Raw genomic sequence first — 20,002 nt, forward strand, 5'->3', positions numbered from 1 at the left:
CCCATCATGGGGATGGCCCGCGCGGGCGCCCTCGGGACCGGTCGACAGCAGTCGGCTCGATCCTACGGTCGGTTGAACGGTCGGTATAACGCGCATCACGTACAGACGTTTGGGGACATCCATGGCCAAATCCTTTACGGGTCGTAAACGTGTTCGGAAGAGCTTCGGGCGCATCCCGGAAGTCACCCAGATGCCCAACCTCATCGAGGTGCAGCGCAGCTCCTACGATCACTTCCTGCAAATGGACGTCGCCCCGGAAAAGCGGGCGAACCTGGGCCTGCAGGAAGTCTTCAAGTCGGTCTTCCCGATCAAGGACTTCTCCGACCGCGCGGTGCTGGATTTCGTCAAGTACGAGCTTGAGCAGCCGAAATACGACGTCGAGGAATGCCAGCAGCGCGGCATGACCTTCGCCGCCCCGCTGAAGGTCACCCTGCGCCTGTCCGTGTTCGACGTTGAGGAGGACACCGGCCTCCGTTCGATCCGCGACATCAAGGAGCAGGACGTCTACATGGGCGACATGCCCCTGATGACGGCCAACGGCACCTTCGTCATCAATGGCACCGAGCGTGTCATCGTCTCGCAGATGCACCGCAGCCCGGGCGTCTTCTTCGACCATGACAAGGGCAAGACCCACGCGTCGGGCAAGTATCTGTTCGCCGCCCGCGTCATTCCCTACCGCGGTTCCTGGCTCGACTTCGAGTTCGACGCCAAGGATCTCGTCTACGTCCGCATCGACCGCCGCCGCAAGCTGCCGGCCACCACGCTGCTGTTCGCCCTGGACGGCGCGGAGACCGAGGCGCTGCGCGCCGAGCGCAAGGCCAACCGCAAGGACCTGCTGCCCTACGAGGCGCAGGGCATGGCCAAGGAAGAGATCCTCAACTACTTCTACGACACGATCACGTACACCCGGTCGGCCGGCGGTTGGAAGACCCCGTTCAGCGCCGAGCGGATGAAGGGCGTCAAGCTGATCTCCGACCTCGTGGATGCCGCCACCGGCGCCATCGTCGCCGAGGCCGGCACCAAGATGACCCCGCGCGTCATCAAGAAGCTGGTCGAGGCCGGCCTGACCGAGCAGCAGGTCTCCACCGAGGAGCTGACCGGCCGCTACCTCGCCGTCGACATCATCAACGAGCGCACGGGCGAAGTCCTGTTCGAAGCCGGTGACGAGCTGTCGGCGAGCGATCTCGACAAGCTGGAGAAGACCGGCGTCGACGAGCTGCCGGTGCTGGCGATCGACCATCTGAACGTCGGCGCCTACATCCGCAACACGATGAACGCGGACCGCAACGCCAGCCGCGAAGACGCGCTGATCGACATCTACCGCGTGATGCGTCCGGGCGAGCCGCCGACCCTGGAGTTGGCCGAAGCGCTGTTCTCCGGCCTGTTCTTCGACAGCGAGCGCTACGACCTGTCGGCCGTCGGCCGCGTCAAGATGAACGCCCGCCTGAACTTCCAGACCGACGACCAGATGCGTGTGCTCCGCAAGGAGGACATCCTGGAGATCCTGAAGGTTCTGGTGAACTTGAAGGACGGCCGCGGCGAGATCGACGACATCGACCATCTCGGCAACCGCCGCGTCCGCTCGGTCGGCGAACTGATGGAGAACCAGTACCGCGTCGGCCTGCTCCGCATGGAGCGTGCGATCCGCGAGCGCATGAGCTCGGTCGAGATCGACACGGTGATGCCGCACGACCTGATCAACGCCAAGCCGGCGGCGGCCGCCGTGCGCGAGTTCTTCGGCTCGTCGCAGCTGTCGCAGTTCATGGACCAGACCAACCCGCTGTCCGAGATCACGCACAAGCGTCGTCTCTCGGCTCTCGGTCCGGGCGGTCTGACCCGCGAGCGCGCCGGCTTCGAGGTGCGCGACGTGCACCCGACGCACTATGGCCGCATCTGCCCGATTGAGACGCCGGAAGGCCCGAACATCGGTCTGATCAACTCGCTGGCGACCTATGCCCGCGTCAACCAGTACGGCTTCATCGAGAGCCCCTACCGCAAGGTCATCGACGGCAAGGTCACCAACGAGGTGGTCTATCTGTCGGCGATGGAGGAGGGGCGCTACGTCGTCGCCCAGGCGAACGCCGAACTGAACGCGGACAACAGCTTCGCCGCCGATCTGGTGTCCTGCCGCCAGGGCGGCGAATACCTGATGTTCCGGCCGGAAGCCATCGACCTGATCGACGTGTCGCCGAAGCAGCTGGTGTCCGTCGCCGCGGCGCTGATCCCGTTCCTGGAGAACGACGACGCCAACCGCGCGCTGATGGGCTCGAACATGCAGCGTCAGGCGGTGCCGTTGGTCAAGGCCGACGCCCCGCTGGTCGGCACCGGCATGGAGGCGACCGTCGCCCGCGACAGCGGCGTGACCATCGTCGCCAAGCGCTCGGGCATCGTCGACCAGGTCGACGCCACCCGCATCGTCGTCCGTGCGACCGACAGCTCGGACAGCACAGCGCCGGGCGTCGACATCTACAACCTGCTGAAGTTCCAGCGTTCCAACCAGAACACCTGCATCACCCAGCGTCCGCTGGTGAAGGTCGGTGACCGGGTGAACGCCGGCGACATCGTGGCCGACGGTCCGTCGACCGATCTGGGCGAGCTGGCGCTCGGCCGGAACGTGCTCGTCGCGTTCATGCCGTGGAACGGCTACAACTTCGAGGACTCGATCCTCATCAACGAGCGCATCGTCAAGGACGACGTCTTCACCTCGATCCACATCGAGGAGTTCGAGGTCATGGCCCGCGACACCAAGCTGGGCCAGGAGGAAATCACCCGCGACATTCCGAACGTGGGTGAGGAAGCTCTGAAGAACCTCGACGAGGCCGGCATCGTCTATATCGGCGCCGAAGTCCGTCCGGGCGACATTCTGGTCGGCAAGGTGACGCCGAAGGGCGAAAGCCCGATGACGCCGGAAGAAAAGCTGCTGCGCGCCATCTTCGGCGAGAAGGCCTCGGACGTCCGCGACACCTCGCTGCGCCTGCCGCCGGGCGTGGTCGGCACCATTGTCGAGGTCCGCGTGTTCAGCCGCCGCGGCGTCGACAAGGACGAACGCGCGCTCGCCATCGAACGCGCCGAGATCGAGAAGCTGGCCAAGGACCGCGACGACGAGCGCGGCATCCTGGAGCGCAGCTTCTACACCCGCCTGAAGGAAGTGCTGATCGGCCAGACCGCGCAGTCCGGTCCGAAGGGCATGAAGGGTGGCACGGTCCTGACCGACGAGGTGCTGGCCGGCCTGTCGAAGGGCTTGTGGCGCCAGATCGCCATCGCCGACGAGCAGGTGATGGAGACCGTCGAGAACCTGGCGAAGGTGTTCGACAACTCGATCAAGGCCCTGCAGGACCGCTTCGAGAACAAGGTCGACAAGCTGCAGCGCGGTGACGAGCTGCCGCCGGGCGTCATGAAGATGGTCAAGGTCTTCGTCGCGGTGAAGCGCAAGCTGCAGCCGGGCGACAAGATGGCCGGCCGTCACGGCAACAAGGGTGTCGTCTCGCGCATCATCCCGCAGGAGGACATGCCCTACCTGGAGGACGGCACCCCCGTCGATCTGGTGCTGAACCCGCTGGGCGTGCCGTCGCGCATGAACGTCGGTCAGATCCTGGAAACCCACCTCGGCTGGGCGGCCTCGGGTCTCGGCAAGCAGATCGGCCGTGCGGTCGACCAGTACCGTCTGGCCATCCGCCAGAAGGCCGAAGGCGCTCCCCAGTTGGAGGCCCTGCGCGGCACGCTGAAGTCGGCGTACGGCGAGGTGACCTACAATGAGGACATCGCCGACATGACCGACGGCGAGCTGCTGGAGCTGGGCGGCAACCTGCGCAAGGGCGTGCCCTTCGCGACGCCGGTCTTCGACGGCGCCCGCGAGGAGGACATCTGCGTCCATCTGGAACGCGCCGGCTTCGACCGGTCGGGCCAGTCGACGCTGGTGGACGGACGTACCGGCGAGACCTTCGATCGCAAGGTCACCGTCGGCTACATCTACATGCTGAAGCTGCACCACCTCGTGGACGACAAGATCCACGCCCGGTCGATCGGTCCCTACTCGCTGGTCACGCAGCAGCCGCTGGGCGGCAAGGCCCAGTTCGGCGGTCAGCGCTTCGGTGAGATGGAGGTCTGGGCGCTCGAAGCCTACGGCGCCGCCTACACGCTGCAGGAAATGCTGACGGTGAAGTCGGACGACGTGTCCGGCCGCACCAAGGTCTACGAAGCCATCGTCCGCGGCGACGACAACTTCGAGGCCGGCATTCCGGAATCGTTCAACGTGCTGGTCAAGGAGCTGCGCTCGCTCGGCCTGAACGTCGAACTGAACCAGCGGTCCTACTGAGCCGATTTGACGTGACCAAACCCCGGAGCGGCGCATTCGCGCCGGTCCGGGGTCATGCACTGCCCTTAACCGACAACGCGGCGATGCCAGCGGGAGACGGTCATGAATGAGTTGATGAACATTTTCGGCCAGGTCCAGGGGCCGCAGAGCTTCGATCAGATCCGCATCCAGATCGCGAGCCCCGAGCGGATCCGGTCCTGGTCCTACGGCGAGATCAAGAAGCCGGAAACCATCAACTACCGCACCTTCAAGCCGGAGCGCGACGGCCTGTTCTGCGCCCGCATCTTCGGCCCGATCAAGGACTACGAGTGCTTGTGCGGCAAGTACAAGCGCATGAAGTATCGCGGCATCATCTGCGAGAAGTGCGGCGTCGAGGTCACGCTGTCGAAGGTCCGGCGCGAGCGCATGGGCCACATCGAGCTGGCGTCCCCGGTCGCGCACATCTGGTTCCTGAAGTCGCTGCCGAGCCGCATCGGCCTGCTGCTCGACATGACGCTCAAGGATCTGGAGCGCATCCTTTATTTCGAAAACTACGTCGTCATCGAGCCCGGCCTCACCCCGCTCAAGCTGCATTCGCTGCTGAGCGAGGAAGAGTTCATGAACGCCCAGGACGAGTACGGCGAGGACGCCTTCACCGCGTCGATCGGTGCCGAAGCGCTGCGCATCATGCTGTCCGCGCTCGACCTCGACGAGGAGAAGAAGCGCTGCCGTGAGGATCTGCGCGACACCAACTCCGAGGCCAAGCGCAAGAAGCTGGTCAAGCGCCTGAAGCTGATCGACGCCTTCCTGGCCTCGCAGTCGCGGCCTGAGTGGATGATTCTGGAAGTGATTCCGGTAATCCCGCCCGAGCTGCGTCCGCTGGTGCCGCTCGATGGCGGCCGTTTCGCCACGTCCGACCTGAACGACCTGTACCGCCGCGTCATCAACCGCAACAACCGTCTGAAGCGGCTGATCGAGCTGAAGGCGCCGGACATCATCGTCCGCAACGAGAAGCGCATGCTGCAGGAGGCCGTCGACGCTCTGTTCGACAACGGCCGCCGTGGCCGCGTCATCACCGGCGCCAACAAGCGTCCGTTGAAGTCGCTGTCGGACATGCTGAAGGGCAAGCAGGGCCGCTTCCGTCAGAACCTGCTCGGCAAGCGCGTCGATTACTCGGGCCGTTCGGTCATCGTCGTCGGTCCGGAGCTGAAGCTGCACCAGTGCGGCCTGCCGAAGAAGATGGCGCTGGAGCTGTTCAAGCCCTTCATCTACGCCAAGCTGGAGCTGTACGGTCTCGCCTCCACCATCAAGGCCGCCAAGCGGATGGTGGAAAAGGAGCGTCCCGAGGTCTGGGACATCCTGGAGGAGGTCATCCGCGAGCATCCGGTGATGCTGAACCGGGCGCCGACGCTGCACCGCCTCGGTATCCAGGCCTTCGAGCCGACGCTGATCGAAGGCAAGGCGATCCAGCTGCACCCGCTGGTCTGCACCGCCTTCAACGCCGACTTCGACGGCGACCAGATGGCCGTGCACGTTCCGCTGTCGCTTGAAGCGCAGTTGGAAGCGCGCGTCCTGATGATGTCGACCAACAACATCCTGTCGCCCGCCAACGGCAAGCCGATCATCGTGCCGTCGCAGGACATCGTGCTCGGCATCTACTACATCTCGATGGACCGCCCGAGCGAGAAGGGCGAGGGCATGGTGTTCGCCAATGTCTCGGAAATCGAGCAGGCGCTGAACGCCAAGGTCCTGTCGATCCATGCCAAGATCAAGGCGCGCTACGTCGGCGTGGACGACGAGGGCGAGGAGCTGATCAGCATCGTCGAGACGACGCCGGGCCGCATGCTTCTGTCGGAGCTGCTGCCGCGCCATCCGAAGGTGCCCTTCTCGCTGATCAACCGCGTCCTGACCAAGAAGGACGTCGGCAACGTTATCGACGCCGTCTACCGCCATTGCGGTCAGAAGGAGACGGTGATCTTCGCTGACCGCCTGATGAAGCTCGGCTTCGGCCACGCCTGCCGCGCCGGCATCTCCTTCGGCAAGGACGACATGGTCATCCCGGCCGCCAAGGAGAAGCTGGTCAACGAGTTGAAGGAGCGGGTGAAGGAGTTCGAGCAGCAGTATCTCGACGGCCTGATCACCCAGGGCGAGAAGTACAACAAGGTCGTCGACGTCTGGTCGGAATGCACCGAAAAGGTCGCGTCCGAGATGATGAAGGCAATCTCGACCACCGAAGCCGGCAAGCCGGTCAACTCGGTGTACATGATGGCCCACTCCGGTGCCCGTGGTTCCGCCGCGCAGATCCGTCAGCTGGCCGGTATGCGCGGCCTGATGGCCAAGCCGTCGGGCGAGATCATCGAGACGCCGATCATCTCGAACTTCAAGGAAGGCCTGACCGTGCTGGAGTACTTCAACTCCACCCACGGCGCCCGCAAGGGTCTGGCCGACACCGCCTTGAAGACAGCGAACTCCGGTTACCTCACCCGCCGTCTGGTCGACGTGGCGCAGGACGCCATCATCGTCGAGCATGATTGCGGCACCGAACGCGGCATCACCGTCAAGGCGGTGATCGACGGCGGCGAAGTCATCAGCCCGCTGGGCGATCGAATCCTCGGCCGCACCGTGGTCGGGGCGGTGATCGACCCGCTGAACGGCGAGCTGATCGTCGAGGACGGTGGCCTGATCGACGAGCCGACGGTCGACCGCATCGAGCGGTCGGGCATCGACTCGGTCAAGATCCGCTCGGTCCTGACCTGCGAGACCCGCGACGGCGTCTGCGCCAAGTGCTATGGCCGTGATCTGGCCCGCGGCACGCTGGTGAACACTGGCGAGGCGGTCGGCGTCATCGCGGCGCAGTCGATCGGCGAGCCGGGCACCCAGCTGACGATGCGTACCTTCCACATCGGCGGTGCGGCGCAGCGCGGTGCCGAGCAGAGCCAGATCGAGGCGGCGTTCGACGCGACGGTGCGGATCAACAACCGCAACGTCGTCATGAACTCGTCGGGCATCCCGGTCGTCATGGGCCGCAGCACCGAAGTGATCCTGCTCGACGAGCAGGGCCGCGAGCGGGCGCGTCACCGCGTGCCGTATGGTGCCAAGCTGCTGGCCGATGAGGGCGTGAAGGTCGAGCGCGGCGCCAAGCTGGCCGAGTGGGACCCCTACACCCTGCCGATCATCACGGAGCGCGCCGGTACCGCCCGCTACATCGACCTCGTGGAGGGTATCTCCATGCGCGAGGTGATGGACGAGGCGACGGGCATCAGTTCCAAGGTGGTCGTCGACTGGCGCCAGCAGCCGCGCGGTGCCGATCTGAAGCCGCGCATCGCGCTGGTGGACGAGCGGGGCGAGCTGATCACCCTGCCGAACGGACTGGAAGCCCGCTATTTCATGTCGGTGGACGCCATCCTGTCGGTGGAGAACGGTGCCGAGGTCCGGGCCGGCGACGTGCTGGCGCGTATCCCGCGCGAGTTGTCCAAGACTTCGCGACATCACCGGCGGTCTGCCGCGCGTGGCCGAGCTGTTCGAAGCGCGTCGTCCGAAAGACTTCGCCATCATCTCGGAGATGAGCGGCCGCGTCGAATTCGGTAAGGACTACAAGACCAAGCGCCGCATCGTCGTCCGCAACGACGAGAGCGGTGACGAGAAGGAGTATCTGATCCCGAAGGGCAAGCACATCTCCGTGCAGGAGGGTGATTATGTCGAACGCGGCGATCTGCTGATGGATGGCAACCCGGTGCCGCACGACATCCTGGCGGTGATGGGTGTGGAGGCCTTGGCCGACTACCTGATCAACGAAATCCAAGACGTCTATCGACTGCAGGGCGTGAAGATCAACGACAAGCACATCGAGGTGATCGTTCGCCAGATGCTGCAAAAGGTCGAGATCACCGACGCCGGCGAGACCACCTTCCTGGTGGGCGAGCAGGTCGACCGTCAGGAGTTCGACGAGGAGAACGAAAAGACCGTCGCGGAAGGCCTGCAGCCGGCGCACGGCCACCCGGTTCTCCAGGGCATCACCAAAGCCAGCCTGCAGACGCGCTCGTTCATCTCGGCCGCGTCGTTCCAGGAAACCACCCGCGTCCTCACGGAAGCGGCCGTCGGCGGCAAGGTCGACAATCTGGAAGGCCTGAAGGAGAACGTCATTGTCGGCCGTCTGATTCCGGCCGGCACGGGCTCCGTGGTGAACCGCCTGAAGCTGATCGCCGCCGAGCGTGACCGCGAGGCGGCCCTCGAGGCCGGCGCTCCGGAGGAAACTCCGGCCCTGCCGACCCCGGGTGAGGAAAGCAGCGCGGCCTGATGCGGCGCTGATTGGTTGGGTGTTAGAAAAAGTCCGGGCGCCTCCGAAAGGAAGCCCCGGACTTTTTCTTTGTCCGGCTTTTCCTTTGGCCGGATCGGAGGATGATATGATGCGGCGGAGGTTGATCGCGCTTCTGACGGTGGTCTTTGTCACGCTGCTCCTGCCGGCGGCCACCGGATCGGCCCTTGTCGACCCGCCGGAAGCGACGGTTGCGGTGGGATACCGGTCAATGACCATCGCCTCGCCGGTGCGTGGCGGCGAGGTCACGGTCGGCATCTGGTATCCCGTTGCAGGCGATGGCGATGGTGGTGCCGGCACGCTTGTCGGGGGCAGTCGGGTTTTCAGGCCGACGCTGGCCCGGACCGGCTCGCTTCCCCAAGGGCGCCATCCCCTGCTGGTGATGGCGCATGGTGGGTTGCGCGCAGGCGGTCATATCGGAGACTGGCTTGCGGCCGGGCTGGCGCGGGCCGGCTATGTCGTGGCGCTCATCGAACCCGTCGGGTTCCAACCGGATGGCGCCGGTGTGCTCAAGGAGCTGGCCGCCAGGCCCGCGGACATGAGCGCGGCGATTTCCGCGCTGCTTGGAAACGCCGAATTGTCGTCGGCGATCGAGCCCGGACGGATCGGCGCGGTCGGGCTGTTGCGTGGCGGAACCTCGGCCATGGCGTTGCTCGGAGCACGGATCAGCGGCGAACGCTACGCGACCCTGTGCGAGGGATCGCCGGGGGATCGTGATTGCCGTTGGTTCGCCAACGCCGGTATTTCCTTCTCCGGTCTGGATCTCGGTCCGGTGGGGGCCAACCACCGTGACGCTCGAGTGCTTGCCGGTGTGGCCGTAGCCCCGGAATTGACCAGTGTCATGACGTCGGAGGGGCTGATGGCGGCCAGCCGCTCGATGTCGGTCCTGCTGCTCGGCGAGGCGGTGATCTCAGGGGCGAAGGTGGACGATCTCGCCGGCTTCCTGCCGACCGACCGTTTTCGCTCCGTGGCGGGGACGACCCCCTTCGACCTCTTCCCGGTTTGCGCCGCCCAAGCTGCGGCTCTTTTGCAGGAGAACGGGGAGGACGATTCGCTCTGTCGTGAGGATGCCGGCCCACGCCGCATCGCCATTCACCGGGAATTGCGCGATCTGATCATCCGCGCGCTGTCGGAGTTGGGGCTGCCCCCGATGCCGACTGATCTCCGGTGACGGGTCCGACAGGCGCTCCGGAGCGCTCCGCCCGGCCGGGTCCAAACGCGGCGCAAAGCCCGCTTGACTCCATTCACCCCTTTCCTTAAAGTCCGCGAACTTCAAAGGCCGCCGGGGCTCTCCGTGCGTCCGCTTGAATCCACCGATCCCGCCGATCGGAGTCCTCCGGTCGGCTTTCGCTCATTCAGCCCGCTCGGAACGGCAACGTTTCGCAGGCGGGCTTTTGCTTCGTCCGGCTCGTCCGGCCGAGTGATCTTGAAGGGATGAAGGGCAGATATGCCGACGATCAACCAGTTGATCCGTAAGCCGCGCGAGCCGTTGGCCGCGCGCAACAAGGTTCCCGCGATGGAGGCCTGCCCGCAGAAGCGTGGCGTCTGCACTCGCGTTTACACCACCACCCCGAAGAAGCCGAACTCGGCGCTCCGTAAGGTCGCCCGCGTTCGTCTGACGAACGGTTTCGAGGTGACGAGCTACATCCCTGGTGAGGGCCACAACCTCCAGGAACACTCGGTGGTCATGATCCGCGGCGGTCGTGTGAAGGATCTTCCCGGCGTTCGCTATCACATCATTCGCGGCACGCTGGATACCCAGGGCGTCAAGGATCGTAAGCAGCGTCGTTCGAAGTACGGCGCGAAGCGTCCGAAGTAAGGAGAATTCACGATGTCCCGTCGTCATCGCGCCGAGAAGCGTGAAGTCCTGCCGGACGCCAAGTATGGCGACCGCGTCCTGACGAAGTTCATGAACTGCCTGATGTTTGACGGCAAGAAGTCGTCGGCTGAAAGCATCGTCTATGGTGCGCTGGGCCGCATCGAGGTCAAGACCAAGAACGACCCCGTTCAGGTCTTCCACGACGCCCTCGCCAACGTGAAGCCGCACCTCGAAGTGCGGTCGCGTCGCGTCGGTGGTGCGACCTATCAGGTTCCGGTCGAGGTCCGTTCGGATCGCGCCCAGGCCCTGGCAATCCGTTGGCTGATCAGCGCCGCCCGTGCCCGCTCGGAAAACACCATGACCGAGCGTCTGTCGGGTGAGCTGCTCGACGCCGCCAGCCAGCGCGGCACTGCCGTGAAGAAGCGCGAAGATACGCACCGCATGGCGGAAGCCAACAAGGCGTTCTCGCACTACCGCTGGTAAGGTTAACGCCTGTCCTGGTGATTTTGCATGCCCCGCTCGCACGCCCTCGACCGTTACCGCAACATCGGCATCATGGCTCACATCGATGCCGGAAAGACGACGACGACCGAGCGCATCCTGTTCTATACCGGCAAGTCCTATCGCATGGGCGAGGTCAATGACGGCACCGCCGTCATGGACTGGATGGAGCAGGAGCAGGAGCGGGGCATCACCATCACGTCGGCGGCCACGACCTGTTTCTGGCGCGACCACCGCATCAACATCATCGATACGCCCGGCCACGTGGATTTCACCATCGAAGTCGAGCGGTCGCTGCGTGTTCTGGATGGCGCCGTTGCCATCTTCGACGCGGTTGCGGGGGTCGAGCCCCAGACCGAGACCGTGTGGCGGCAGGCCGACAAGTACGGCGTGCCGCGCATGGCCTTCGTCAACAAAATGGACCGCGTCGGCGCGGACTTCGACGGTTGTGTCGCCATGATGGCCGAGCGCCTTGGCATCAAGCCGCTGGTGGTTCAGCGTCCCATCGGCAGCGAGGCCGGCTTCGCCGGTGTCGTCGATCTGGTTTCGATGCGCGCCACGATCTGGAAAGCCGAAACGCTCGGCGCCGAATTCCAGCACACCGAAATTCCCGAGGAGTTGGCCGGTCCGGCTGCAAGCGCCCGTCAGGCGCTGCTGGACGCTGTGCTGGACCTCGATGAGGCGGCAATGGCCGCCTATCTCGAGCGCGGCGAGGAGCCGACGCCCGACGCGCTGCGCGCTTTGATCCGCAAGGGGACGATTGCCGGCGCCATGGTTCCCGTGCTCTGCGGGTCCGCCTTCCGCAACAAGGGCATCCAGCCGATGCTGGACGCCGTGGTCGATTACCTGCCGGCGCCGAACGACATCGGTGCGGTGACGGGCCATGCGGTGGGTGGCGACCGGGCCGAGGAGCGCGCCGCCAACGACAGTGCGCCCTTCTCCGGCCTTGCCTTCAAGGTGATGAACGACCCCTATGTCGGGACGCTCACCTTCTGCCGCATCTATTCAGGCACCGTCAGCGTCGGCGATTCGCTGCTGAACCCCATCAAGGGTGAGCGCGAGAAGATCGGTCGGATGCTGCTGATGCACGCCAACAGCCGTGAAGAGATCGAGCGCGCCCACACCGGCGACATCGTGGCCTTCGCCGGTCTGGAGCACACGGCAACCGGCGACACGCTGTGCGACGCCGCCAAGCCGATCGTGCTGGAGCGTCTCGACGTTCCGGAACCGGTGATCGAGATCGTCGTCGAGCCGCGCACCGACGCCGACCACGACAAGATGGCGGCGGCATTGAACCGTCTCGGCCATGAGGATCCCTCGTTGCAGGTTACGGTCGACCGCGAAAGCGGCCAGACCGTGATCCGCGGCATGGGCGAGCTGCATCTCGACATTATCGTCGACCGCATGAGGCGCGAGTTCCGCGTCGATGCGGCTGTCGGTGCGCCCAAGGTCGCCTATCGGGAGACCGTGCTGCGCTCGGCCGAAATCGACCATGTCCACGCCCGACAGACCGGCGACCGCGCCCAGTTCGCACGCGTGATGCTGAAGCTGGAGGCGCTGGATCGCGGCGCCGGCTTCGTGTTCGAGAACCGGGCGGCGGGCCTGCCGCGCGACTTCGTCGCCGGTGTGCAGAAGGGCCTGGAGGCCGCGAAGGACAGCGGCGTCGTCGCCGGCTATCCGGTGGTGGACGTCAAGGCGACGCTGACAGGCGGCGAGGCGCACGACGTCGATTCCTCGCCGCTCGCCTTTGAACTCGCGGCGAGGACCGCCTTCCGCGAGGCTATGACAAAAGCCGCTCCGGCGCTGTTGGAACCGCTGATGCGGGTCGAAATCATCACGCCGGACGACTATATGGGCGACGTCATCGGCGACCTGAACGGTCGCCGGGGACAGATCACCGGCATGGACCAGCGCGGCAACGCGCGAATCGTCACGGGACTGGTTCCCTTGGCGGCCATGTTCGGCTATGTGAACTCCCTGCGCTCCATGAGTCAGGGCCGCGCGCAGTACAGCATGCAGTTCGACCATTATGAGCCGGTGCCACAGGCCATCGCGGACGGCGTCCGCGCCAAGGTGGCCTGAAGACCGCTGGAACGATTGAGAAACGGAGAGACCACCCCATGGCGAAGGCAAAGTTCGAGCGGAACAAGCCGCACTGCAACGTTGGCACGATCGGCCACGTCGACCACGGCAAGACGTCGCTGACGGCGGCGATCACGAAGGTGCTGGCGGAGTCCGGCGGCGCCACCTTCACCGCTTACGACCAGATCGACAAGGCGCCGGAAGAGAAGGCGCGCGGCATCACGATCTCGACGGCCCACGTCGAGTACGAGACGAACAACCGCCACTACGCGCACGTCGACTGCCCGGGCCACGCCGACTACGTGAAGAACATGATCACGGGCGCCGCCCAGATGGACGGCGCGATCCTGGTCGTGTCGGCCGCCGACGGCCCGATGCCGCAGACCCGCGAGCACATCCTGCTGGCGCGCCAGGTTGGCGTTCCGGCGCTGGTGGTGTTCATGAACAAGGTCGACATGGTCGACGATCCGGAGCTGCTGGAGCTGGTCGAGCTGGAAGTGCGCGAGCTTCTGTCGTCCTACCAGTTCCCGGGCGACGACATTCCGATCACCAAGGGTTCGGCTCTGTGCGCCCTGGAAGACCGTCAGCCGGAGATCGGCCGTGACGCCGTCCTGGCGCTGATGAAGACGGTTGACGAGTACATCCCGCAGCCGGAGCGTCCGGTCGACCGTCCGTTCCTGATGCCGATCGAAGACGTGTTCTCGATCTCGGGCCGCGGCACCGTGGTGACCGGCCGTGTTGAGCGCGGCATCGTGAAGGTCGGCGAGGAAGTCGAGATCGTCGGTCTGAAGGCGACGGTGAAGACGACGGTGACGGGCGTCGAGATGTTCCGCAAGCTGCTCGACTCCGGGCAAGCCGGCGACAACATCGGCGCTCTGCTGCGCGGCACGAAGCGTGAGGACGTCGAGCGCGGCCAGGTTCTGGCCAAGCCGGGTTCGATCACCCCGCACACCAAGTTCAAGGCCGAAGCCTACATCCTGACGAAGGAAGAGGGTGGCCGTCACACGCCGTTCTTCACCAACTACCGTCCGCAGTTCTACTTCCGTACGACGGACGTGACGGGCATGGTTGCGCTGCCGGAAGGCGTCGAGATGGTGATGCCGGGCGACAACGTCGCCATGGAAGTGACGCTGATCGCCCCGATCGCCATGGACGAAGGCCTGCGCTTCGCCATCCGTGAGGGTGGCCGCACCGTCGGTGCCGGCGTCGTTGCCAAGATCGTCGAGTGATGACCCATCCGGCAGCCGCCGCAAGGCGGTCGCCGGAGAGGGACGGGTAGGGCGGTCGGAGCGATCCGGCCGCCGGATGTAAGAGACGGGCCGTCGTTCCTGCGCGAGCAGGAAGGTTGGCCCGCCCGGTTCTAGCCATCGGGCGTCGGTGTTCGGAGCCGTCCGCCTGTCAACCCAGCTTCCTCCGATCCGGGGGGAGATTCAGGATTGACACGCGGGCGCTGAACGCCTAGAGATTACGCCCTCTGGATTTTGGGTTGGTGGTAGGCAGCTTCGGCCTAGACGCAGCCCGAGACGAACGGCACGGCGCGCCTCCACGGGAGGCGCGCCGTCTGCTGATCGGAACATCCCCTCCGCGCCTCCCGCGCAGGGGATGTTCTTTTTCGTGTCGGCCCGTCGCATCGGTCACAGTGTCGCCCGTCGGCCCCGTTTCGGTGGTTCGGCGCGCGGCCTTGCGCTGTCGGCGAAGCCCCGAAGCAGCTCGTGGAGTTCCGGTGACGCGTCCGCGTCATCGCTAGAAGGTGCAAGGGACGTTTGGACATGGACAGCCAGAACATCCGCATCCGTCTGAAGGCGTTCGATCATCGCGTGCTCGACCAGTCGACCAGCGAGATCGTCAACACCGCCAAGCGGACCGGCGCGCGCGTGCGGGGCCCGATCCCCCTGCCGACGCACATCGAAAAGTTCACCGTGAACCGTTCGCCGCACATCGACAAGAAGTCGCGCGAGCAGTTCGAGATCCGCACCCACAAGCGCCTGCTCGACATCGTCGATCCGACGCCGCAGACCGTGGATGCGCTCATGAAGCTCGACCTCGCCGCCGGCGTCGACGTCGAGATCAAGCTCTGATTTTGGTTTGGTAAGGGACCTCTCCGGTAATCGGATGTCCCTGGTCAGGAGATAAAGAACAATGCGATCCGGTTTGATCGCGCAGAAGGTCGGCATGACCCGCGTCTTCACGGACGACGGCCAGCATGTTCCGGTCACTGTGCTGAAAGTCGACAGCTGCCAGGTCGTCGCCGTTCGCACCGAGGAAAAGGATGGCTACACCGCCGTCCAGCTCGGCGCGGGCGCCATCAAGGTCAAGAACGTCAACAAGCCTGAGCGCGGGCATTTCGCCAAGGCGCGTGTGGAGCCCAAGCGCAAGCTTGTCGAGTTCCGCGTCGATGCCGATGCCCTGATCGAGGTCGGTGCCGAGCTGTCGGTGTCGCACTTCGTCGCCGGCCAGTTCGTCGACGTCACCGGCACCTCCATCGGCAAGGGCTTTGCCGGTGCGATGAAGCGCTGGAACTTCGGTGGTCTGCGCGCCACGCACGGCGTGTCGGTGTCGCACCGCTCGCACGGTTCGACGGGTAACCGTCAGGATCCCGGCAAGGTCTTCAAGAACAAGAAGATGGCCGGTCATCTCGGCGACGAGCGGGTCACGGTCCTGAACCTTCAGGTCGTGTCCGTCGACGAAGCCCGTGGTCTGATCCTGCTCAAGGGTGCCGTCCCCGGCGCCGAGGGCGGTTGGCTGCGCATCCGTGACGCCGTCAAGAAGAAGGCTCCGGAAGGCCTGCCCTTCCCGGCCGGCATCAAGTCTGCTCCGGCGGCGGAAGCCCCGGCCGAGACGCAGGAGTGAGCGCCATGAAGGCCACGATCAAGAATTTGAACAACGAAGCCGTCGGCGAGATCGAGCTGTCGGACGCCGTGTTCGGTCTGCCGGCCCGCACCGACCTGCTGGCCCGCATGGTTAACTGGCAGCTGGCCAAGCGCCGCTCCGGCAACCACAAGACCAAGGGCATCAGCGAGATCAGCGGCACGACCAAGAAGCCCTATGGGCAGAAGGGCACCGGCCGCGCTCGTCAGGGCTCCATCCGTTCGCCGCAGTTCCGCGGCGGTGCGACCATCTTCGGGCCGGTGGTGCGTTCGCATGCCCACGACCTGACCAAGAAGGTCCGCAAGCTGGCGCTCAAGACCGCCCTGTCGGCCAAGGCCGCCGAGGGCAAGCTGATCGTCCTCGAGGCCGCGGCCGCCGAGACGCACAAGACCAAGGAACTGGCGGCCCGTCTTGCCACCCTCGGCCTGACTTCGGCGCTGATCATCGATGGCTCGAACCTGGACGATAACTTCGCCAAGGCTTCGCGCAACATCCCGCTGATCGACGTGCTGCCGGAGCAGGGTGCGAACGTCTACGACATTCTCCGCCGCGACACGCTGGTCCTGACCCGCAACGCGGTCGAGCAACTGGAGGCTCGCCTGAAATGAGCAAGCAGTCGAAACCTGCGGTGAGCCAGGAGCGGATGTACGACCTGATCCTCGCTCCCGTCATCACCGAGAAGTCGACGTTGGTGTCGGAGCATAACCAGGTCACGTTCCGCGTGCCGCTCACGGCCTCCAAGCCGGAGATCAAGGCCGCCGTTGAAGGTCTCTTCAACGTCAAGGTGACCGGGGTCAACACCCTCGTTTCCAAGGGCAAGACCAAGCGGTTCCGCGGCACCATCGGCCGTCGCTCGGACTTCAAGAAGGCCGTCGTCACCCTCGCCGAGGGTAACAAGATCGACGTGACCACGGGCATCTGAGCGGGAGTGTGATCCGATGGCTCTGAAGCAATACCGCCCGATTACGCCGTCGCTCCGCCAGCTGGTCATCGTTGACCGCTCGGAGCTGTGGAAGGGCAAGCCGGTCAAGACCCTCACCGAGGGCCTGACCAAGTCTGGTGGCCGCAACAACACCGGCCGCATCACTGCGCGCCGCATGGGTGGCGGTCATAAGCGTACCTACCGTCTGGTGGACTTCAAGCGTCGCAAGTTCGACGTTCCGGCCACCGTCGAGCGGCTGGAATACGATCCGAACCGCACGGCCTTCATCGCGCTGATCAAGTACCAGGATGGGACCCTGTCCTACATCCTGGCGCCGCAGCGCCTGAAGGTCGGCGACACCGTGATCTCCGGCGAGCGCACCGACGTGAAGCCCGGCAACGCGATGCCGCTGAAGAACATCCCGGTCGGTTCGATCGTGCACAACGTCGAGCTGAAGGCCGGCAAGGGTGGTCAGGTGGCTCGTTCCGCCGGCACCTACCTGCAGCTGGTCGGCCGCGACGGCGGCTACGCCCAGTTGAAGCTGCCGTCCGGCGAGCTGCGCATGGTTCGTGGCGAGTGCATGGCCACCCTGGGTGCCGTGTCCAACCCGGACCAGATGAACACCAACCTTGGCAAGGCCGGTCGCAACCGCTGGCTGGGCAAGCGTCCGTCGGTCCGTGGCGTCGCCATGAACCCGATCGACCACCCGCACGGTGGTGGTGAGGGTCGCACCTCGGGCGGCCGTCATCCGGTCACGCCATGGGGCAAGCCGACCAAGGGCAAGAAGACTCGTCACAACAAGAAGACGGATGGCCTGATCCTGCGCCGCCGTCATTCGAAGTAAGGAGGTCGAACGATGGCACGCTCCGTTTGGAAGGGCCCGTTCGTCGACGGCTATCTGCTGAAGAAGGCGGACAAGAGCCGGGCTTCGGGCCGCAACGAGATCATCAAGATCTGGTCGCGTCGTTCGACCATCCTGCCGCAGTTCGTCGGTCTGACGTTCGGCGTCTACAACGGCCACAAGTTCCTGCCGGTTCTGGTTACCGAGCACATGATCGGTCACAAGTTCGGCGAGTTCGCTCCGACGCGGACCTTCTATGGCCACGCGGCGGACAAGAAGGCGAAGAGGAAGTAAGCCATGGGCAAGTCTGCCAACCCCAGCCGGGTCGCGGAGAACGAGGCTCTGGCCCGCAATCCGATGATCCGCACCAGCCCGCGGAAGCTCAACCTCGTCGCCCAGCTCATCCGGAACATGGATGCCAGCCGCGCCGTGGCCGAGCTGACCTTCTCCAAGCGCCGCATCGCCGGCGAAGTGAAGAAGGTCCTGCAGGCCGCGATCGCGAACGCCGAGAACAACCACCAGCTCGACGTCGACCGTCTGTACGTGTCGTCGGCGACGGTCGGTCGCGCTCTGGTGATGAAGCGCTTCCACGCCCGTGCCCGCGGTCGTGGCGCCCGGGTCGAGAAGCTGTTCAGCAACCTGACGATCATCGTCCGCGAGCGTGACGCCGCCGTTGCCGAGGGGGCCGAGTAATGGGTCAGAAAATCAATCCGATCGGGCTGCGCCTCGGCATCAACCGGACCTGGGACAGCCGTTGGTTCGCCAAGCGCGACTACGCCAATCTGCTGCACCAGGACCTGAAGCTGCGTGGCTATCTGCAGGGTCGCCTGCAGCAGGCCGGTTGCTCGCGCGTCGTCATCGAACGTCCGGCCAAGAAGGCCCGCATCACCATTCACTCGGCTCGTCCGGGCGTGGTGATCGGCAAGAAGGGCGCGGACATCGAGAAGCTGCGTCTTGAGCTGTCCAAGATGACCGGCAGCGAGGTGAGCCTGAACATCGTCGAGATCCGCAAGCCGGAAATCGACGCTCGCCTCATCGCCGAGAACATCGCCAGCCAGCTTGAGCGCCGTGTGGCATTTCGTCGCGCCATGAAGCGCGCCGTGCAGTCCGCCATGCGTCTGGGCGCCCAGGGCATCCGGATCAACTGCTCGGGCCGTCTCGGCGGTGCGGAAATCGCCCGCATGGAGTGGTACCGCGAAGGCCGCGTTCCGCTGCACACCCTGCGCGCCGACATCGACTACGGTGTGGGCACCGCCAAGACCACCTACGGCACCTGCGGTGTCAAGGTGTGGGTGTTCAAGGGCGAGGTGATGGCTCACGACCCGATGGCGCAGGACAAGCGCATGGGTTCCGAGCCGGTGTCGACCGATGGCGAGCCGCGCCGCGAGCGGCACGATCGCCGCGACCGTCGCGAGCGCTCCGAGCGCTCCGAACGCGAGTAAAGGGGCCGAGCGATGCTTTCTCCCAAGCGCACGAAATTCCGTAAGGCCCACAAGGGCCGCATCCACGGCAACGCCAAGGGCGGTACCGCCCTGAATTTCGGCTCCTTCGGCCTCAAGGCCCTGGAGCCGGAGCGCATCACCGCCCGTCAGATCGAAGCGGCCCGCCGCGCGATCACCCGTGCGATGAAGCGTCAGGGCCGCGTCTGGATCCGCATTTTCCCGGACCTCCCCGTCTCCACCAAGCCCGCCGAAGTCCGCATGGGTTCCGGTAAGGGCTCGCCGGAGTACTGGGCGGCTCGCGTGAAGCCGGGTCGCATCCTGTTTGAACTGGACGGCGTGCCGGCAGATGTGGCAAAAACCGCCTTCGCTCTGGCGGCCGCGAAGCTGCCGATCAAGGTGAAGCTGGTGACCCGCCTGGGCGGTGTCGAGGAGACCGCGGCATGAAGGCCGTAGACATTCGTACGAAGAGCGCGGATGAGCTGAACGATCAGCTCATCCAGCTCAAGAAGGAGCAGTTCAACCTGCGCTTCCAGAAGGCCTCCGGCCAGCTGGAGAACACCGCGCGGGTGAACACGGTGCGCCGCGACATCGCCCGCATCAAGACCATCCTCGGCGAGCGCGCCCGCTCCGCCGACGCCGGCAAGTAAGGGGGATCATCCATGCCTCGCCGCGTTCTGCAGGGCACGGTGGTCAGCGACAAGTGCGACAAGACCGTTACGGTTCTTGTCGAGCGCCGCGTCATGCACCCCGTGTACAAGAAGTTCATTCGTCAGTCGAAGAAGTACGCCGCCCACGACGAGGGTAACCAGTTCAAGGTCGGCGATACCGTTTCGATCATCGAATGCCGCCCGATCTCGAAGTCCAAGCGTTGGACGGTCGTGACGGAGTCCGCCGCCGACAGCGGCGCCGCGTGATAAC

At 65.2% G+C, this 20,002-nt stretch carries 17 protein-coding genes and 1 pseudogene; all 18 read left to right on the top strand.

The genetic code is table 11. The features are described from left to right. The first annotated feature begins 121 nt into the window (after nt 1-121). The 18 genes and pseudogenes from rpoB (at nt 122) to rpsQ (ending at nt 19,998) form a co-directional block, all read left to right on the top strand. Nucleotides 122-4,315 carry a DNA-directed RNA polymerase subunit beta gene (gene rpoB, locus ACWPN8_RS04665; protein WP_492240042.1) on the top strand — a complete coding sequence of 1,398 codons (4,194 nt, stop codon included), beginning with the start codon at nt 122-124 and terminating at the stop codon, nt 4,313-4,315. Nucleotides 4,316-4,417: 102 nt separating this feature from the next. Further along, nucleotides 4,418-8,591 (top strand): annotated as a pseudogene (gene rpoC / locus ACWPN8_RS04670) (DNA-directed RNA polymerase subunit beta'). A 121-nt stretch (nt 8,592-8,712) separates the two neighbouring features. Continuing rightward, on the top strand, nt 8,713-9,780 hold the full coding sequence (locus ACWPN8_RS04675) for an alpha/beta hydrolase family protein (protein WP_492240043.1): 1,068 nt from the start codon (nt 8,713-8,715) through the stop codon (nt 9,778-9,780). Between the two features lie 276 nt (nt 9,781-10,056). Next, on the top strand, nt 10,057-10,428 hold the full coding sequence (rpsL, locus tag ACWPN8_RS04680; RefSeq protein WP_012973201.1) for a 30S ribosomal protein S12: 372 nt from the start codon (nt 10,057-10,059) through the stop codon (nt 10,426-10,428). Between the two features lie 12 nt (nt 10,429-10,440). Continuing rightward, nucleotides 10,441-10,911: a 30S ribosomal protein S7 gene (gene rpsG, locus ACWPN8_RS04685; RefSeq protein ID WP_098740496.1), complete on the top strand. Its 471-nt coding sequence runs from the start codon at nt 10,441-10,443 to the stop codon at nt 10,909-10,911. Between the two features lie 27 nt (nt 10,912-10,938). Beyond that, nucleotides 10,939-13,011 (top strand): elongation factor G, encoded by a 2,073-nt coding sequence (fusA, locus tag ACWPN8_RS04690; protein ID WP_492240044.1) that lies wholly within the window; start codon nt 10,939-10,941, stop codon nt 13,009-13,011. Between the two features lie 38 nt (nt 13,012-13,049). Continuing rightward, on the top strand, nt 13,050-14,240 hold the full coding sequence (gene tuf / locus ACWPN8_RS04695; RefSeq protein ID WP_492240046.1) for an elongation factor Tu: 1,191 nt from the start codon (nt 13,050-13,052) through the stop codon (nt 14,238-14,240). Between the two features lie 540 nt (nt 14,241-14,780). Further along, nucleotides 14,781-15,089, top strand: coding sequence for a 30S ribosomal protein S10 (gene rpsJ / locus ACWPN8_RS04700; RefSeq protein WP_012973204.1), 309 nt, complete (start codon nt 14,781-14,783; stop codon nt 15,087-15,089). A 61-nt stretch (nt 15,090-15,150) separates the two neighbouring features. Then, on the top strand, nt 15,151-15,861 hold the full coding sequence (gene rplC, locus ACWPN8_RS04705; protein ID WP_109452172.1) for a 50S ribosomal protein L3: 711 nt from the start codon (nt 15,151-15,153) through the stop codon (nt 15,859-15,861). A 5-nt stretch (nt 15,862-15,866) separates the two neighbouring features. Further along, nucleotides 15,867-16,487: a 50S ribosomal protein L4 gene (gene rplD / locus ACWPN8_RS04710; RefSeq protein WP_109051340.1), complete on the top strand. Its 621-nt coding sequence runs from the start codon at nt 15,867-15,869 to the stop codon at nt 16,485-16,487. Continuing rightward, nucleotides 16,484-16,801, top strand: coding sequence for a 50S ribosomal protein L23 (locus ACWPN8_RS04715; RefSeq protein ID WP_109452170.1), 318 nt, complete (start codon nt 16,484-16,486; stop codon nt 16,799-16,801). The genes rplD and ACWPN8_RS04715 overlap by 4 nt, the downstream gene beginning before the upstream one ends. Before the next feature lie 16 nt (nt 16,802-16,817). After that, complete coding sequence (gene rplB, locus ACWPN8_RS04720) at nt 16,818-17,645, top strand: 50S ribosomal protein L2 (RefSeq protein ID WP_098740492.1); 828 nt, start codon at nt 16,818-16,820, stop codon at nt 17,643-17,645. Between the two features lie 12 nt (nt 17,646-17,657). Further along, nucleotides 17,658-17,936 (top strand): 30S ribosomal protein S19, encoded by a 279-nt coding sequence (gene rpsS, locus ACWPN8_RS04725; protein WP_012973209.1) that lies wholly within the window; start codon nt 17,658-17,660, stop codon nt 17,934-17,936. 3 nt (nt 17,937-17,939) lie between these two features. Beyond that, nucleotides 17,940-18,335 (top strand): 50S ribosomal protein L22, encoded by a 396-nt coding sequence (gene rplV, locus ACWPN8_RS04730; protein ID WP_012973210.1) that lies wholly within the window; start codon nt 17,940-17,942, stop codon nt 18,333-18,335. Beyond that, nucleotides 18,335-19,084, top strand: a complete 750-nt coding sequence (gene rpsC / locus ACWPN8_RS04735) for a 30S ribosomal protein S3 (RefSeq protein ID WP_012973211.1) — start codon at nt 18,335-18,337, stop codon at nt 19,082-19,084. The genes rplV and rpsC overlap by 1 nt, the downstream gene beginning before the upstream one ends. 12 nt (nt 19,085-19,096) lie before the next feature. Continuing rightward, entirely contained in the window at nt 19,097-19,528 is a 432-nt protein-coding gene (rplP, locus tag ACWPN8_RS04740) for a 50S ribosomal protein L16 (RefSeq protein WP_014246894.1), read from the top strand. Next, complete coding sequence (gene rpmC, locus ACWPN8_RS04745) at nt 19,525-19,731, top strand: 50S ribosomal protein L29 (protein WP_042694100.1); 207 nt, start codon at nt 19,525-19,527, stop codon at nt 19,729-19,731. Before rplP ends, rpmC begins: the two co-directional genes overlap by 4 nt. A gap of 12 nt (nt 19,732-19,743) precedes the next feature. Beyond that, on the top strand, nt 19,744-19,998 hold the full coding sequence (gene rpsQ, locus ACWPN8_RS04750) for a 30S ribosomal protein S17 (RefSeq protein ID WP_042694099.1): 255 nt from the start codon (nt 19,744-19,746) through the stop codon (nt 19,996-19,998). The last annotated feature ends 4 nt before the right edge of the window (nt 19,999-20,002 follow it).

Source organism: Azospirillum sp. UENF 112521 (assembly GCF_058780665.1).

Coding starts and splice junctions, on each gene's coding strand:
- rpoB (WP_492240042.1), top strand. CDS start 122: ATGGCCAAATCCTTTACGGGTCGTAAACGTGTTCGGAAGAGCTTCGGG.
- rpsL (WP_012973201.1), top strand. CDS start 10,057: ATGCCGACGATCAACCAGTTGATCCGTAAGCCGCGCGAGCCGTTGGCC.
- rpsG (WP_098740496.1), top strand. CDS start 10,441: ATGTCCCGTCGTCATCGCGCCGAGAAGCGTGAAGTCCTGCCGGACGCC.
- fusA (WP_492240044.1), top strand. CDS start 10,939: ATGCCCCGCTCGCACGCCCTCGACCGTTACCGCAACATCGGCATCATG.
- tuf (WP_492240046.1), top strand. CDS start 13,050: ATGGCGAAGGCAAAGTTCGAGCGGAACAAGCCGCACTGCAACGTTGGC.
- rpsJ (WP_012973204.1), top strand. CDS start 14,781: ATGGACAGCCAGAACATCCGCATCCGTCTGAAGGCGTTCGATCATCGC.
- rplC (WP_109452172.1), top strand. CDS start 15,151: ATGCGATCCGGTTTGATCGCGCAGAAGGTCGGCATGACCCGCGTCTTC.
- rplD (WP_109051340.1), top strand. CDS start 15,867: ATGAAGGCCACGATCAAGAATTTGAACAACGAAGCCGTCGGCGAGATC.
- ACWPN8_RS04715 (WP_109452170.1), top strand. CDS start 16,484: ATGAGCAAGCAGTCGAAACCTGCGGTGAGCCAGGAGCGGATGTACGAC.
- rplB (WP_098740492.1), top strand. CDS start 16,818: ATGGCTCTGAAGCAATACCGCCCGATTACGCCGTCGCTCCGCCAGCTG.
- rpsS (WP_012973209.1), top strand. CDS start 17,658: ATGGCACGCTCCGTTTGGAAGGGCCCGTTCGTCGACGGCTATCTGCTG.
- rplV (WP_012973210.1), top strand. CDS start 17,940: ATGGGCAAGTCTGCCAACCCCAGCCGGGTCGCGGAGAACGAGGCTCTG.
- rpsC (WP_012973211.1), top strand. CDS start 18,335: ATGGGTCAGAAAATCAATCCGATCGGGCTGCGCCTCGGCATCAACCGG.
- rplP (WP_014246894.1), top strand. CDS start 19,097: ATGCTTTCTCCCAAGCGCACGAAATTCCGTAAGGCCCACAAGGGCCGC.
- rpmC (WP_042694100.1), top strand. CDS start 19,525: ATGAAGGCCGTAGACATTCGTACGAAGAGCGCGGATGAGCTGAACGAT.
- rpsQ (WP_042694099.1), top strand. CDS start 19,744: ATGCCTCGCCGCGTTCTGCAGGGCACGGTGGTCAGCGACAAGTGCGAC.